The sequence below is a fragment of the Clostridium sp. 19966 genome (assembly GCF_032335695.1).
GTDB lineage: Bacteria > Bacillota > Clostridia > Clostridiales > Clostridiaceae > JACTOJ01.
Genome location: NZ_JACTOJ010000004.1, coordinates 130255 through 147263, shown reverse-complemented (window position 1 = coordinate 147263; position 17009 = coordinate 130255). Strand labels below are relative to the sequence as shown.

At 31.3% G+C, this 17009-nt stretch carries 10 protein-coding genes; all 10 read left to right on the top strand.

Translation table 11 applies throughout. The features are described 5' to 3' along the window. The first annotated feature begins 40 nt into the window (after positions 1-40). The 10 genes from IAI10_RS05700 (at position 41) to IAI10_RS05655 (ending at position 16997) form a co-directional block, all read left to right on the top strand. Positions 41-1018, top strand: coding sequence for a dockerin type I domain-containing protein (locus tag IAI10_RS05700; protein ID WP_315672323.1), 978 nt, complete (start codon positions 41-43; stop codon positions 1016-1018). Positions 1019-1151: 133 nt separating this feature from the next. Beyond that, on the top strand, positions 1152-2417 hold the full coding sequence (locus tag IAI10_RS05695) for a dockerin type I domain-containing protein (protein WP_315672322.1): 1266 nt from the start codon (positions 1152-1154) through the stop codon (positions 2415-2417). A 62-nt stretch (positions 2418-2479) separates the two neighbouring features. Further along, positions 2480-4270, top strand: coding sequence for an O-antigen ligase family protein (locus tag IAI10_RS05690; RefSeq protein WP_315672321.1), 1791 nt, complete (start codon positions 2480-2482; stop codon positions 4268-4270). Positions 4271-4508: 238 nt separating this feature from the next. Beyond that, positions 4509-7274, top strand: a complete 2766-nt coding sequence (locus IAI10_RS05685; protein ID WP_315672320.1) for a C1 family peptidase — start codon at positions 4509-4511, stop codon at positions 7272-7274. A 93-nt stretch (positions 7275-7367) separates the two neighbouring features. Beyond that, positions 7368-8318 carry a cohesin domain-containing protein gene (locus IAI10_RS05680; protein WP_315672319.1) on the top strand — a complete coding sequence of 317 codons (951 nt, stop codon included), beginning with the start codon at positions 7368-7370 and terminating at the stop codon, positions 8316-8318. 85 nt (positions 8319-8403) lie between these two features. Beyond that, entirely contained in the window at positions 8404-9624 is a 1221-nt protein-coding gene (locus IAI10_RS05675; protein WP_315672318.1) for an O-antigen ligase family protein, read from the top strand. Between the two features lie 619 nt (positions 9625-10243). Then, positions 10244-11413: a nucleotide sugar dehydrogenase gene (locus IAI10_RS05670; RefSeq protein ID WP_315672317.1), complete on the top strand. Its 1170-nt coding sequence runs from the start codon at positions 10244-10246 to the stop codon at positions 11411-11413. Positions 11414-11448: 35 nt separating this feature from the next. Beyond that, a complete protein-coding gene (locus IAI10_RS05665; protein WP_315672316.1) occupies positions 11449-12363 on the top strand; it encodes a glycosyltransferase in 915 nt (304 codons plus the stop codon). 291 nt (positions 12364-12654) lie between these two features. Continuing rightward, positions 12655-13839 carry a glycosyltransferase family 4 protein gene (locus IAI10_RS05660; RefSeq protein ID WP_315672315.1) on the top strand — a complete coding sequence of 395 codons (1185 nt, stop codon included), beginning with the start codon at positions 12655-12657 and terminating at the stop codon, positions 13837-13839. A gap of 245 nt (positions 13840-14084) precedes the next feature. Next, complete coding sequence (locus IAI10_RS05655; RefSeq protein WP_315672314.1) at positions 14085-16997, top strand: hypothetical protein; 2913 nt, start codon at positions 14085-14087, stop codon at positions 16995-16997. Positions 16998-17009: the final 12 nt, after the last annotated feature.

The window sequence follows — 17009 nt, the reverse complement described above, 5'->3', positions numbered from 1 at the left end:
AGCGTTTTAAATCGATAGATTAATGTAGGAGGAGAATGGTTTGAAAAAAATAAGCTATTTATGTGTAGTGGTATTATTATTTAATTTAATGTTTCTTAATAAAATAACTGTTAATGCTGATTCCAGCAGCTTGGTGATTCGCTCTATAACTGTAGACAAAAATCAGGCTACAGGCGGAGATGATGTTAAAATATCAATTGATGCTGCTGATTCCAAGGATGGAATAAAATATATTGAAATATATTATGCAGCACCCTCTGGAAAAACTATTAAGAAGGTTGTAGCAAACCCATCCGATGGAATGTATGAAGGGACTATTCATGTCAATAATTATGATGAGGCTGGGAAAAATTCTATTCAATATATTCTTGTTTGTAGTAATAACAATGGTATTACAGATATTATTAACAACCAGGTTAACCATAATCCTAATCCAAGGACTCAAGATTTTAGTTCGGGTGACTTTATGGTTTATGGAACTAAAGAGGATACCGAAGCACCTAAGATTGAGAGTATAAGTGTAGATAAAGCTATAGCTACTGTGGGTGAGACGGTAAAGGTCTCAGCTAAAGTAACAGATGATTCTTCTGGAGTTAATACAGTAAGAATAAGATATGAAGCAGAAAATGGTGACAGGTGCTATGAGGGTTACATGAAGCTTGTTAATGGAGTTTATGAAATGGATATAAAAATTGGCCAGTATGATGATAATGGAATGATGAAACCTTACAGCATAGAGGTTTGTGATAACTTAAACAATAAGAGGACAGTATATAATAGCAATATATTTACTAGTACTAAATATGAAACTCAAGATTTTAGTTCCGGAGATTATACGGTAATAAGGTCGGTGGATGTAAATGGAGATGGAACAATAGATGGCAAAGACTTGGCACAGATATCACAGCACTACAATTTAAAAAGTACTGACAGCAATTGGGACAATAAATATGATATAAATGGGGACAACATAGTTGATGTTTTTGATATAACTCTTTTATCTAAAAAAATTAATTAATAGAGCATTAAAAAATGATTTGATAATAATTTTTATCAAATCATTTTTTGTTACTAAAATTTTGGTCGGATTTTACATAAAAGTATTGAAAAATGTATAAAAATCTGTATACTAAATTTATGACATGGAGGTGGTGTATCTGAAAAAGGTTAAATCTTTATCAATTTTCTTGCTTTATTTTTTTATTTTGGCTGCTTTTCCGCTGCCAACAGTAGTAAACAGTATAAAGGTTCAGGCAGCAACAAATACTAGTGTTGATTATACGTCAAACTCTAGTAAATTGGACTTGTATACATATGATTCGGCTATATACAAAGATTATGCAGTAATTATGACAAATGATAGTGTTTATCTGGTTAAGGATGGAGTGAATAAAAAGGTTGGAACTAGAACGCTAAGAGATATTTTCTTAGGCATAGCTGGAGATAATGCTTATTTTCTTTCTGACAATTCCACTAGTCAAGGTGAAATTTACTCAGTGCTGACCATAAATCTAAGCACTGCAACCCAAAATTCAAGCCAAATTTCTTCTGCTACTGATTATTCATTATTTGGTAATACAATAGATAATCAGGGAAATGTGTGGCTGGCTACAGGAAAATATAACGAGCCCAATGCTCCAAATGATTATTATATTATGAGAATTAATTCTTCTAATTCATCTGACTATGAGATGTACAAGACTAGCTCTGCTGAGCATTCTGCTGCTCCGACTAACCTTACTGCAGATAAGAATAATAATGTGTGGTTTGACTTAGACCAAAATGTAGTTTGTAAAATGACCTTGAATCAAGGTTCTTTAGCGTTAAACCAATACAGAATAGATAAAATTATGAATAAATTTATGGTAGACAGCAAGGGTAACATATGGTCTGCTGATACTGATACTGCATCAACACTTTTTAAGTTTAGTCTTCAAAATGGCAGCTATGCTACTGTTAATAAGGCTACCTTCCCGGAAAAGTATTCATGGCAGAGTCAGTTCGACATAGACCAAAATGATAACATATGGTATATTTCTACATCTTCTTCACCAAGTAAAATATATAAGTTTGATGGAACCAATTTTGTGGAAAAATACATAGTATCTGATGCTCAGGTATCTAGTTCTAAAAAATATTTCAATGTTATAAATGGTACAAGAATGGTTTCCTTAAAAAATAAATATGATTCTTCAGGAAACTCCTATACCGTATTGACAAACATTAATCCTTCTGATGCTGTGTTGGGGGATTTTAACAATGATTCAATTATTGATGTCAAGGATTTAGCACTTCAAGCTCAGGCGTATAATTCAAAAACAAATTCAGCAAGCTATGATGAACGCTCTGATTTAAATAGTGATGGTATAGTGGATGTATATGACATAACACTAGAAGCAAAACATTTAGATAAATAATACAGCTTGCAAGGAAATTTCCTTGCAGGCTTTTTTTAAATTCATCGGGAGGGTGGACCTAAATGAAAAAGACGTTGTATGTACTTATTGCTTTTTTTATCTTGATGCCATATGTGATATTTGGAGAGGAGTTTGCTTCTTGCATCATTTTATTGTGTTCAAGCGTTTATTATACTATTTTGAGCAAGGGGCATAAGGTGAACAAAGCAGTATTTATAAGTTTACTGCTTATTGTGGCCTTTGCTATATTTTCTTTGGCGTTTTCTTATAACTATATTTTATCTCTTGGAGGATTGACAATATATTTAAATGCATTCATTTTTTATCTTATTTTTTCACAAAACAGAGATTACAAGGAAGATATATTAAAATTTATAATACATTCGTTAGCTGCCTTTGCTTTAATTTTTGCTGTTTACCAAGGAATTATTTTTAATAAAAGAATATACGGCAATGTAGGATATGCAAACTCCTATGGATTTCTCTTGTTTATAGCTCTTGTTTTTACTAGATTAGTAAAGCTTAATGAAAACTATAAAATGGCAGTTCAGACTTCCTTGATATTTGCCATTGCATATACTGGCTCACGAAATACCATTTTTTATGTATTTGTATTTATTTTAAGCTTTTCTATTAAAGCCTTTAAAGAGAAACAGCTGCTATCTGAGCTCTTAAGCGGAGTCCTAGGAGGAATGTTTTATATGTTATGCTACAAATTTGGTTTTGGCATGTTCCTGTTGCTGCCACCTGTAATATATATGGCGTATATCTTATTTAACAATAAAAATACTGAAATAAAGAATATATGCATTATTTTCTTAACTTTTATTGGAATATTAGCATTTTTCACTGTAAGCACAAATCTTTTGAAAAGGGCATCTAATACTTCAATAAACTCTGGAGTGCTTCAGGAGAGATTTGTATATTATGAAGATGCTGTTAAACATATAATAAAAAATCCTTTTGGAAGTGGTATTAATACTTTTGAATATAAGGAATATAAGGAGCAAAGCGCTTTTTATGATGTGCGCTTTATTCATAATTCACTGCTCCAATCCGCTTACGATTTAGGACTTCAAGGAATGATTGCTTTTTTAGCCTTTGCAGCAGCAGGGTGGTACACTATATTAAGGAAAAAAGATAAAAACTATTCACTGGTTCTATGCTTATATTCTGCAATATACCTGCACAGTCTGTTAGATTTTGATTTTTCTTATGCATTTTCCTTTATTATATTGGCTATGTTGTCGGCCTTTTACGGGGAAGGCAAATTTGAAATAAAATTTGGAGTAGAAATTAGATATGTCTTAGCTGCTCCAGTATTGCTATTATCCCTATATCTTTCTTTTGTCGGTTTCAACAATTTCCTAGGAAGCAAAGCTGTAGAGGGAGGGGATTTAGCTTTAAGCAAGAAGGTATTTGAAATAAACAATAAAATCTCTTTAAAAAATCCTGATATCGACACTAATTTAGCTAATATTTACAATATAAAATACGGAAAAGAGAAGAACAAGGAGTATCTTGATATATGTCTTTCTTATCTTAAGGAGGCGGAGAAGAAGAATCCTTTAGATCCAAGAATAAAGGGAAATATAGCATTTGTTTATGAGAAACTTAACAACAGTAAAAAGGCTATAGAGTATTATGATAAATTTATAGAAATTGAGCCTTATTATCTAGATATGTATAAAAAATATTATGCATATCTAAATATACAATATGCCAAGACTCATGATAAGGAATATGCAGATAAACTTGACCAACTTGTAATTTATTACAATAAAAGTATTAAATCACTTAATCCTAAGGCAAAATATATGAACGATCAAATAGGAAAACCATTAACGAACTAGCCATGTTGAAATGCATGTAAATTTATGGTATATCATATATATGGAAGAAGAGATATGCTATAGATTATATAGAGTTGACCTTATATGGAAGCAACTCTATATTAATCTATAATAGCGTATTGTATGAAAGTAGCTTTTTAATTATAATTTTAACAGAATACAACAAAAATATATATAAAATTACATATATATGTGATAAAATCATATATATTGTATTTTTTTAATAGGGGGGACCATAATGAGAAAAAAGGCACTAAAGAAAGTAACATTTTTTATTCCGTTACTATTGATATTTAATCTTTTTACAGGCTTTAAGTATGGAAGTAACACGCAAAACTATAAATTAGAAACAAAAAAGCTTTTTGATACTGTTTCTGCAACTGACCATAAGAAGGGGTATATTCCTGAAAATATAACCATTCCAAAAAGTGAGGGTTATTTAAAGGCTTCTAACCTTCCAACACAATATGATTCCAGAAGCAAAGGTTACATAACCTCAGTTAAGAATCAGGGAAGCATAGGGGATTGTTGGGCATTTGCCACTATGGCATCCATGGAAGCGACCCAGCTTAAAAATACTGGAGTGACCTATGATTTTTCAGAAATAAATATGTCAGCCGAAAATGGTACTGTAAATCCAGATGATGGTGGAAATTATTTTATTTCTACTTATTATCTTACATCTTGGAAAGGACCTGTTATTGAAAATGAGGACCCATATCCAAGTCCGGCTACTCCAGACAATGTGAATTCTAAGAGCATGTCACCAAGATATCATGTGCAGGATGTTATATTTCTTCCTAGCAGAACCTCTGCTGCTGATAACGATGCTATAAAGAACGCAGTAGTGAACTATGGAGCAGTTGCAACCTCTTACTATGATGATGATTCTTACAGAAATTCATCTAATTATGCATACTACAATAATGGCACTTCAAATACCTCAAATCATGCTGTAACTATTGTAGGATGGGATGATAATTATCCAGCAAGCAATTTTAAGACTCAGCCCGCAGGAAATGGAGCTTTTCTTATAAAAAATAGCTGGGGGTCTTCTTGGGGGAATAGTGGATATTTTTATATATCTTATTATGATGTAGATTTAGGATACACTTTAAATACAGTTTATGATGATCTTGAAAGTAAGACGAACTACAGTAGCATTTATCAATTAACGGACAAAATGTCAAATAGTTATTATAAAATTAGTGGATTTGTAGGAAATAAATTTACTGCTAAAACTAATGATTCTATTTCAGCAGCAGGTTTTGAAACTCTTGAACCAAATGCACCTTATGAAATATATTTGGACAAGCTTCAAAATGGTCAAGTAGTTAACCCAACTAACAAAGTAGCTGGCGGTACTTTAGCAGATGCAGGTTTTCATACAGTTAAATTTAGCACACCTGTAAGTGTAAGTGCTGGCGAAAGCTATGTAGTTTCTGTTAAGCTAGGAAATAGCTTGCATGTGCTTGGAACAGTTAATGACCAAAGCACAAGCAACAGCTATAGCTTTGGAGGCTCAAGTCCTTCAAGTATTTCACAAGCTGTACCTGATATTAAGGCCTATGGAACACAAGGAAGTAATACTCTTGGAGTAGCAAATATAACACCAGCCAATGATATTTTAGCTAGTGATGCATCTATTAGTGTTAATTTCAATAAGAGCATTACGCAAGGTACAAGTTATAATAACATAGCTTTAAAAGATAAAAATGGAAAAGCTGTCAGCAGTACTGTAAGCATAAGCGGAAGCACTTTAACTATAAAAGAAAGTCCTAATAATCAATCTGGAAAGCTGACTCTCTACATTCCAAAGGATGCTGTAAAGAGTAGCGATAGCTTGATCATGGCAGATGATTATACAAATGATTTTACAGTGCCTACGCCTATAAAGATTTTAGACCCTAATTTAGAGAGCGCCGTTAGAAGTAGATTAAATAAGTCTAGTGGTGATATAACAGATTGGGATATGAAGCAGCTTACAACTTTGAGTGCAAGCAATGACGGTATTTCAAGTTTAAAAGGTTTGGAGTATGCAGTAAATTTGAAGCAATTAGATGTTTCAAATAATAAGATAGCTTCCTTGGAACCGCTTAAAGGTTTAACAAAACTTATTGGATTAAATCTTGATAGTAATCGAATTAATGATTTATACCCAATAAAGAATTTGACATCATTACAAGAACTTTCTGTGGACAGCAATGGAATAAGTGATGCCAATCCGATTTCTAACCTCACTAAACTTGGTACACTATATTTAAACTACAATTGCATAAATGATTTATCTTTTGTGAAAAAACTTACTAATCTTACTTACTTTGATATATATAATAATTTCATAAAAGATATTTCACCGCTTTCAGATTTTGCTAACAACAACACTTCTTCAAGCGTTAGTATAGATTTGGATTACAACAATATTGATACTTCTTCTACTCAGACTAAAAATGTATTAAGTACTTTGCAGTCTAAAAATATAAGTTGTAGTACGGATAGTGAATATAAAGGGTTACTAGCATCTGTAAATAATATGAATCCTAACACGACTTCAAAGCTTTTTGATAAACAAAGCGTAGTAATTAATTTTAATGATGCTATAAAAGAAACCTCTAGCACAAAAAGCAATATAGATTTATACGATTCTAACTATAACTCTATAGACTTTACTTATAAAATTTCAGGAAGTAAATTGATAATAATTCCATCTACAGAGGTTAAAAATACTACGTTAAATCTTTCTATAAGCGCTGGAGCAGTGACTTCTGCTAGCAATTTAAATACACAAAATGAAGAGGTTTATGCAGAGATGGAAGCAAGCAGCAGTGTATATGGAGATGCGAATGGAGACGGAGCTGTAGATGCTAAAGATTTGGCAGTTATAGGACAAAACTATAATAGCTATATAGATGATTCAGGTAGTTTGAATGATAAATTAGACCTAAATTCTGATGGCTATATAGATATATATGATGTTACTAATTGCTCTAATAGTATAAAATAGTATAAAATTATGATATAAAAACTTATACATCTAATTTATATTAATGTATAAGTTTTTATTTAATGTACTTATATATTTTATGGGGGGATACTTTTGAAACTAAGAATAACAGTGCTTGCTTTAATTTTATTAATGATTTTTGGGATTTCAGCATCTGCAGATGAACAGACTAAGCTTCAAGTTAAAGTCATTGGCAAGGTTGAGCAAGGACAAGACATACAAATTTCTATATATGCCAATAATATAAAAAATCTTTTCGCAGAAGATATTAAATTTCAATTTGATCCTAGCTTTCTCAAGATAACCTCTGTGGAAAAAGGAGATTTGATTGATAACAGTAAGCTATCAATATATGAGAAAAAAAGCTATCCAGGAGACGGAGGAAATGGAGCCGATAATTTGGCAAGATATATATTTACTTGCTTAGGAAAAGTAGATGGATTTTCAGGTAATGGAAATATAGTTATTATTAAGGCTAATGTATTAAAAGCAGGTAACTTGAAAGTGTGCTTTAATTCCGGAAAAAATACTACCGATGATAAAAATCTTTCTGTTGGCATTTATGACAAGGACGTTAAAGATATTCAATATGTATCTGAAGACTATGGTACCGATCAGTCAAATGATACCAAGCAGGGCTCTTCACCAATAACTTCTAATAGTTCCAGTAGCTATGATGATAATAATTCTACTGCTACTAATAGTAATAATGCCGGAAATAGCAGCAATGCTGATGCTGGTAATACCTCAGATACCTCTAATAAAAGTGGAGATAATAATAGTAAACAAGACAATAGCAAAGCATCTTCAAATGATTCTGATAAAAATACATCTAATGGAACTGCTAATACTTCAACCTCAAAGTCAGATAATAGCTTGAAAGTTTCAAGCAGCGATAAAACTAAATTACCAGAAAACAAAAAATTAAATTCTACGAATGCAGAAAATAAAACTAAGTTTACAATTATAGGACTAATTTTTATTACTATAGCCATAACAGCAGCACTTATAATCTACAAACGAAAAAAATCAACTTCAAAGTAAAAAGCAATTAAAGTCATCTCCTTAGTGAAACCTAATTTTATATAGATTCGTATTGGAATATTGTAACCATAGTAAGGGGGTAAAAATGAAAAAGCTGATTTTTAATATTTATGCATTTTGTATATTTGCTTTGGTTCCATTATTAATTTCTCCAAGTGCCAAGGATATCTTCAATAATTATAAAATTGACGCGGCTGCATTTTCCACATTAATATTTATAATTATAGATATTTTTATTTTAAAATCTAAATATGATTTTGATAATTTGGATTTATCGGTAGCAATTTATGGCGTTATTATTACCTTGTCTGCATTTCTTTCTGTGAATATAAATTACAGTGTATTTGGTGTACCCCGCTCAAGAGAAGGGTTGATTTCTCTTATTACTTATATTTTTATATTTATAATATTTCATAAGAATTATAAATTGCTTTCCTTTAAGCTTATTGATTTTGTGTTTTTATCCTCAGCTGTAATAAGCCTATACGGTATACTTCAGATTTATCATATAAATCCTTTACTAAATGGAAAAAATAATGAATTTAGAAATATGGTAACCTCAACTATTGGGCAGAGAAATTTTGTAGGAACCTATTGTACCTTGCTGTTACCTATATCCATAGGCATATTTATTATGAAAACCTATAGAAGATATGCGGTATATTCTATTTTATTATTTGGACTTATGCTTGGCAGTGTTACCAGAAGTGCCTGGATAGCTTTTGCCTTCTATAGCTTAGTTCTTTTATATTTTAGCTTTAAGAATAAGGCAGTAGATATTAAAAAACTCATATTATTTTTAATGATATGTGCTGTTGCCTTTGGCATTGCTAACATCACTAATAAAAATATGTTTACTGATAGGACAAAACAGTTGGTGCATGATGCTAAAAATATAGATGAAGATACCGCAGGCTCCACTAGAATATACATATGGGAAAGAACTTTGCCAATGATTTTGGATAAGCCAATATTAGGCAGCGGGCCGGATACCTTTGGCATATTATATCATAAAAATGGAAAACCTAAATATAAGATATTATTTGACAAAGCTCATAATGAATATTTGCAGATAGCTCTTACGGAAGGTCTACCTGCGCTGCTTTTATATTTAGGTATGGTGCTTTACATATTGAAGGGATTATATAAACGAAGAAATGAAAGCTTTGTTAATATTATATTATTATGCTGCATATCTGGATATTTGATGCAGGCCTTCTTTAATATAAGCTTTATATCCGTAGCACCTATATATTGGGCAATGCTTGGAATATCTGCCGGCAGAGCCTACGAAATTTCTAATTAAAGTTTTGGTTATGTTTTAAACCATTGCTTTAATGTAGAAACAAAGAGCATAGTGAAAACACAAAATTGAGAGATTTACTATGAAAAAAATTCTAGGAAGAAAAAAATAATTATATCTATAGTAGTAGTGTTGCTTGTCATAATAGTTGGAGCAGTTGGCATCGGCTATTATATCTTTAATAAACAGTTCTCAAAGATGAAGGTTACAAATATACCTAAGGATAATAAGCGGTTAGGTATCGATAGCAGTTTATACAATAACTCTAATAAAGCTGCATAGTAAGATTATAACTCAGATGTGTTAAAATAAAATATAAATCAGAGAAAATAACTGCCACAAAATTAGCGTAAATTAATTTTGTGGCAGTTATTTATTTGGCATTAAATAAAAGTTTACAAAAAGGTTACAAAATTTATATACAAATAACACACAAAAGTATTTAATTATTATTATAAAGGGTTTATATTAATATGGTCGTAATTTGTCAAAAAGTAAAGAACTTTTATGTTAAGAGCAGGTTAAAGTTTAAATTTAATTAATATGATTATTTGTTGTAAATAATATATTTGCATTGTTTATCTTTGACATAAATTCATGAATTGAAAGGTAGAGGTGTACTATGAGCAAAATAACAATAGCAGGAACAGGCTATGTGGGACTATCAAATGCAATTCTTTTAGCGCAGCATAATGAAGTGATTGCCCTAGATGTACTTCAGGAAAAAGTGAATATGCTAAATAATGGGAAGTCTCCTATTGTAGATAAAGAAATCAAGGAATATCTAGAAACCAAAGAATTAAATTTGACTGCTACAACAGACAATTATAAAGCTTTTAAGGATGCAGAGTATGTTATCATTTCTACTCCTACTAATTATGATCCAGAGCAGAATTATTTCAATACAAGAACAGTAGAAGCAGTTATAGCCAATGTTTTATCCATAAATCCAGAGGCTATAATGGTTATTAAGTCTACAGTTCCAGTTGGATATACTAAAAAGGTAAGAAAGATGTTTGATACAGAAAACATTATTTTCTCACCTGAATTTTTGAGAGAAGGTAAGGCCTTATATGACAATCTATATCCTTCAAGAATTGTGGTTGGAGAGCAATCAGAAAGGGCAAAGAGATTTGCAAAGCTTTTAGCTCAGGGAGCAATAAAGAAGGATATACCCGTGCTTTTTACCGATTCCACAGAGGCAGAAGCAATAAAATTATTTGCTAATACATATCTTGCCTTGCGTGTTGCTTATTTCAATGAACTTGACACCTATGCAGAGGTGAGAGGACTTGATACAAAGCAGATTATAGAGGGGGTATGTCTAGATCCTAGAATAGGAGATCATTATAACAATCCATCCTTTGGTTACGGCGGCTACTGCCTCCCTAAGGATACAAAGCAACTGCTTGCAAATTATGCTGATGTACCTAATAGCATCATGGCGGCTATTGTAGATGCTAACAGAACAAGAAAGGATCATATAGCAGAGATGATTCTAGCAAGGAAGCCTAAGGTGGTTGGTATATATAGATTAACCATGAAAACTAATTCTGATAACTTCAGGCAATCCTCTATTCAGGGAGTAATGAAAAGAATAAAAGCAAAAGGTATCCAAGTTTTGGTATATGAGCCAACTCTAAAGGAGGACAATTTTTATAATTCTAAGGTTTTAAGAAGCTTAGAAGAATTTAAGGAAATTTCAGAGGTTATTGTTACTAATAGAATGTCTGAGGAATTAGGGGATGTTGTAGATAAGGTATATACAAGAGATTTATATTGCAGAGACTAAAATCATCATAGATAATTGTACAAGGAGTGGAATACTTGAAATTTGTATTTGTGATTTTACACTATATGACCTATACTGATACCAGTGAAGCAATAGATTCAATATTCAATAGTTTGGAAGATGATAATTATGAAATAGTAGTTGTGGATAACAACTCTTTGAATGATAGTTTTTTGTTATTAAAAGATAAATACTCAAATAATAAAAAAGTATATTTCATAAGGAATGACCAAAATCTGGGGTTTGCCAAAGGTAACAATAGAGGATACGAATATGCTAAAAAGCAGCTAAAGGCGAATTTTATAATATTAATTAATAATGATATATTTCTTAAGCAGAAGGATTTTTTGAAGGTGATAGAAAAAACTTATAATATTGAAAAGCCACATATCATGGGACCTGATATAGTTTCAGCTATTGATAAAGGTCATCAAAACCCGCAAAGAATAAAGGAAGCCTCAGATCAAGAAATAAAAAAGAACATTTTAATTAATAGGTTGCTTTGCATATTGATTGAAACAAAGACAGAGAAGCTATTAAGAGGTATATATCAAAAATTAAAAAAAGCATTAAGTGTAGAGACCCAGAGACATTTACAGAATAGTAAAAAACAATGGGAAGAAGCTTTGCTAAATGTTCAGCTTCATGGTGCATGTCTAATATTTACTCCTTTGTATGTGAAAAATTACAAGGGAATGTACAGCGGAACTTTTATGTATATGGAGGAAGATATACTTCATTATATTGCAGTGCAAGAAAATATGAAGATCCTATATACTCCCAAAATAAGAATTTATCATAAGGAGGATGCATCAACTAATGCAGTATTCAATAAGGAAAATAAGAAAAGACTTTTTTATTACAAGAATGTAAATAAGTCTTCTAGGATTCTATTGAGACTTAAGAAAAATCCTCAATTATATAAAGATGATATTATTGAAAATAGCTAATTAAATAAATTCTAAAGTTAACAAAAAGGTAACAAAATTTATATATCTCATGAAATTCATCAGAATCCTCAGAGGATGAGCCAGAATTATTGAGAAATAGTCATGGTGACTTATAAAGCTTATTTATTGAACTTTAATCTCATAAGTTAGGCAGAGTAGGTTATTATGAATATCACAGTTAATATTTCATAAGATATTTACAAATTCAATTAGAATTAGATACTTATAAGTGTATTTAATTATACTGAAACGTTGTAAGTCACTTTAATAACTATAAAAGATGGAGGTATAATGAAAGTACTATTAGTGAATACGTATTATTATCCTAATATGATAGGTGGAACTGAACACAGCGTAAAGCTATTGGCAGAAGGCTTAAGCAAGAAGGGACATGACGTGTATGTCTTAACCTGCGATAAGCATAAAGATGGTGATAGCATAGAGGTTATTAATGGAGTAAATGTTATAAGATTAGATTTAGCATATAAAAGTCAATCCATAGCTTGGAAAGCATTCAGAAAAGTGATTCAATTAAGGAATTTTTATATTTTATCTAAAATTAATAATATATTAGATGAAATAAAGCCAGATGTAGTTCATACAAATAATCTGATATACTTGTCAACAATCATATGGAAAAGTGCTTTTGATAGAAATATAAAGGTGGTTCATACTCTGAGAGATTACTGGGGAATATGCCGAAAGAACACTTTACTGAAGAAAGATGGTGCTATTTGTGATCAGTGCGAATTATTTTGCAAGCTTCATTCGGCTAACTATAAATTGCTTACAAAGTATGTTCATACTGTAACAGCTGCTTCTAATTTTACACTTGATTTACATGTAAATAGATATTATATGTTTCAGGACTCTAAAAAAAGAGTGGTATACAATGCTATAGACTTCAATAATGAAGAGCATTTAAAGATTTTAGATGAAAAAGCTAATAGAGAAAGTGGACTTGTTGAGTTTTTATTTATGGGGAGCCTAGATTACCATAAGGGAATAAAATTTGCTGTAGAGGCATTTAAGGAAGTAAAAAATCCTAACATTAGATTGAATATATGCGGAGATGGTCCGCTAAAACAATATGTTGAAGAGTCAGCATACAAAGATAAAAGAATAAAATATTTAGGGAAAGTTTTTGATGAAGAAAAAGAAAAGATTCTTAATAGAAGCGATGTAATGATTGTTCCGTCAATATGGTATGAACCTTTTGGAAGAGTTGTAATAGAAGCTTATAAATATGCGATGCCTGTAATTGGCACGAATATTGGAGGCATTCCTGAATTGCTTACAGACAATACCTCAATTAAAATTCAAATAAATAATAGCAAACAACTAATAAACGCTATAGAAAAATTTTCTTCAAGAAATTATATAAGAGCTTCTATAAAAGGTATTAGTAACAATTTATCAAAATATGACTTGGAAAATCAGATTATTAAGTTTGAGTCTATATATGCAGATAATTAATTTAAGTGTATACTTGCCAAAAAACTTTATAATTATTAAAAGAATGGAATATTTTAATTTAATAATAGATATATGCTTCATTTATATTTTTAATAAAACGGATCTATAAAGTAAAACCAATGAATATTTTGGTAAACGTTTGTGATAATAATTTTTTTAAATTAAAAAATTATGAAAAACCTTCAGATATACATGTTTACATAGAATAAATACATGTTATAATATCAGTGAAGGGGGGTGCTGTAGTGAAGGAAAGATATACAAAGTTGTTGAACTTAAGCTTAAAGATGTCTTTTGTGATATTTATTGTAGCATTAATAAGCTTAAGCAAAATATTCACAACAACTGTTCTTGCGGAATCCATAGGCAGTGAGTTAAAAATGGGACAAAGCTTACACACTGATCAGTGGTTGCAATCTGACAATGGTCAGTATTATGCTGTATTGCAAAAAGATGGTAATTTTGTAGTGTATGATAAAAATAATAAAGCTAAATGGTCTTCAGGGACTAATAGCAAAAATGAATCTAATGATTACAGAATATCAATGCAATCGGATGGTAATTTAGTTCTATATACTCAAGGGTGGAATGCTAAATGGTCCACACAAACTTATCAGGATCAAGTGTTATCTTTTTCGTTGAAAATTGATAATAATGGTATATTGAGACTATTAAGAGAAGGGCAGTGCATTTGGAGTAGTGATAGTGGCAAGGTTTTGTCTGTTGGAAATGAGTTGGATGAAGGACAAACACTATCTGTAGGTCAGTACATTACATCAACAAGTGGATTATACGCTGCAAAGATGCAGCAAGATGGACAACTTGTAGTATACGATAAAAATGGAACTGCCAAATGGAGCTCTGGGAAATCTGATACTGTATCTAATAATTACAGATTAACTATGCAATCGGATGGTAACTTAGTAATTTATTCAAAAGGATGGAATTCTAGTTGGGTATCAGATACGCCTCAATCTGCAATGTTTTCATATAAGCTAATGCTTACTGATGATGGAAATTTGAAGCTTTTTAGAGGTGAGCAAATTATATGGAATAGCATTAATGGAAAAATTCTATCTTTAGGCAATCAACTACAAGAAGGACAAATAATGGCTGTAAACCAATATTTGGTTTCATCAAATAATTCTTATAAGGCTAAATTATCTTCAAATGGAGATTTTGCTATTTATAATAGCTCTGGAAATATAATATGGGATAGTAAAACAAGTATTGTAGGAAATATTAATTCTTATTATCTATCAATGCAAAACGATGGTAATTTTGTATTATATGGCGATAATTGGGATTACAAATGGGCTACGTTTACTAATCAAGCTACTATCTTCAATTTTAGCATTAGGCTCGATGATGATGGAATTTTAAGATTATTCAGAGATTCTAAATGTGTTTGGAATAGCCAAGATGGTAATGTTTTATCTATGGGTAATCAGCTTAATACTAATGATGTTTTGGCTAAGGGACAGTTTATTACTTCACCAAATGGAAGCTATAAAGCGATTATGGAATCAAGTGGTAATTTTGTTTTGTATGACAATTCTGGCAATGTAGTTTGGACATCGAAAACTCAAGGAAATGGCTCAAGTAATTATCGTTTAGCTATGCAAACCGATGGGAACCTTGTTATATATGAAGATGATTGGTCAGCTCAGTGGGCTACGAAAACTAATCAAGCAACTTCTGGTAGCTTTGTTTTAAAGCTAGATAATGATGGAGACTTGAGATTATACAATGGAAATCAGATGCTTTGGGATAGCAATAGAGGTAAAATTGGTAATTTAGGCAGTGAGCTTAATATGGGCCAAAATATGTGGACAAACCAATATCTTCAATCTCCAGATGGAAGCTATACTGCTCGTGTGAATCAAAATGGAGATTTAACTATTTATGGGATAGATGGAAGTGTTAAATGGTCCACAAACTTAGGCATTAATGATTCATTTACAGATTACAGACTATCTATGCAGGTAGATGGAAACTTAGTGCTATATGGACAAGCATGGAATGCTACATGGCAGACTATAACTAATCAAGCTCAAGGCTCCAACTTTACTTTAAGGCTCGATAATACTGGAGACTTAATTGTATTAAAAGACAATCAAAGAATCTGGGATGTAAATAGAGGTAGAGTAGGAAATCAAGGGAACACCTTAAAAATGGGTCAAACCTTGTGGAATGATCAATATCTTCAATCTGATACAGGAATGTATACTGCTAGAATCCAGAAGGATGGGAATATTGTTATATACCATAAAAGTGGACTCGTAAAATGGGCCAGTTATAGCAATTCAAATAGTTCATTTACTGATTATAGATTATCCATGCAAAATGATGGAAATTTAGTTGCCTATGCACAAGATTGGAATAGTATATGGCAATCTAAAACAGATCAAGCACAGGGAAGTCAATTTTCATTAGTGCTTAGCACCTATGGAGATCTTAGAATTCTTAAAAATGGAGTATGCATATGGGATACTAATGCTTCTATATTAGGAGTATTATCTGCTAAATATGAATCTAATGGCGATCCAGGAGCTATTTCAAACAATCCTGGTGACATTGGAGGAAAGTCCTATGGAGCTTGGCAGTTTGCATCTAAAATGGGAAGTGTAGATAGTTTTTTGAGTTGGTTAAAAAATGTCAATTATAATTATTACCAACAACTAATAGCTGCTAAAACGGCTGATGGAGATACATTTGGAAATAATTTTGATAATGCATGGAAGTCAATTGCTAAAGCAGATAGAGAAGTGTTTTTACAGCTTCAGCATGACTACACAAAAGCGGCTTACTATGATTCAGAGGTTTCACTGATAAAATCTACATTTAATATAGATATATCAGCACAATCATTCGCCTTACAGAATGTTATATGGTCTACAGCTGTTCAGCATGGTGTTTATGGTGCTAGAAATATTCTTAGGGCAGTAGATTCAAGAACTAGTCTAAGCTACTATTTAAATACTAAAAATGATGATGAAACTATTATAAATTCCATATATGATGAAAGATCAAATGTGGATAAATATTTTGCAGGAAATAGCGATTCGGTTAAGGCTGCTGTAAAACAAAGATTTGCTGATGAAAGATCCGATGCTATAAAAATGCTTAATAATGAATATATTGCTTTAGATGGTTAAAATTTATTTTAT

Coding starts and splice junctions, on each gene's coding strand:
- IAI10_RS05690 (WP_315672321.1), top strand. CDS start 2,480: ATGAAAAAGACGTTGTATGTACTTATTGCTTTTTTTATCTTGATGCCA.
- IAI10_RS05685 (WP_315672320.1), top strand. CDS start 4,509: ATGAGAAAAAAGGCACTAAAGAAAGTAACATTTTTTATTCCGTTACTA.
- IAI10_RS05675 (WP_315672318.1), top strand. CDS start 8,404: ATGAAAAAGCTGATTTTTAATATTTATGCATTTTGTATATTTGCTTTG.
- IAI10_RS05670 (WP_315672317.1), top strand. CDS start 10,244: ATGAGCAAAATAACAATAGCAGGAACAGGCTATGTGGGACTATCAAAT.
- IAI10_RS05660 (WP_315672315.1), top strand. CDS start 12,655: ATGAAAGTACTATTAGTGAATACGTATTATTATCCTAATATGATAGGT.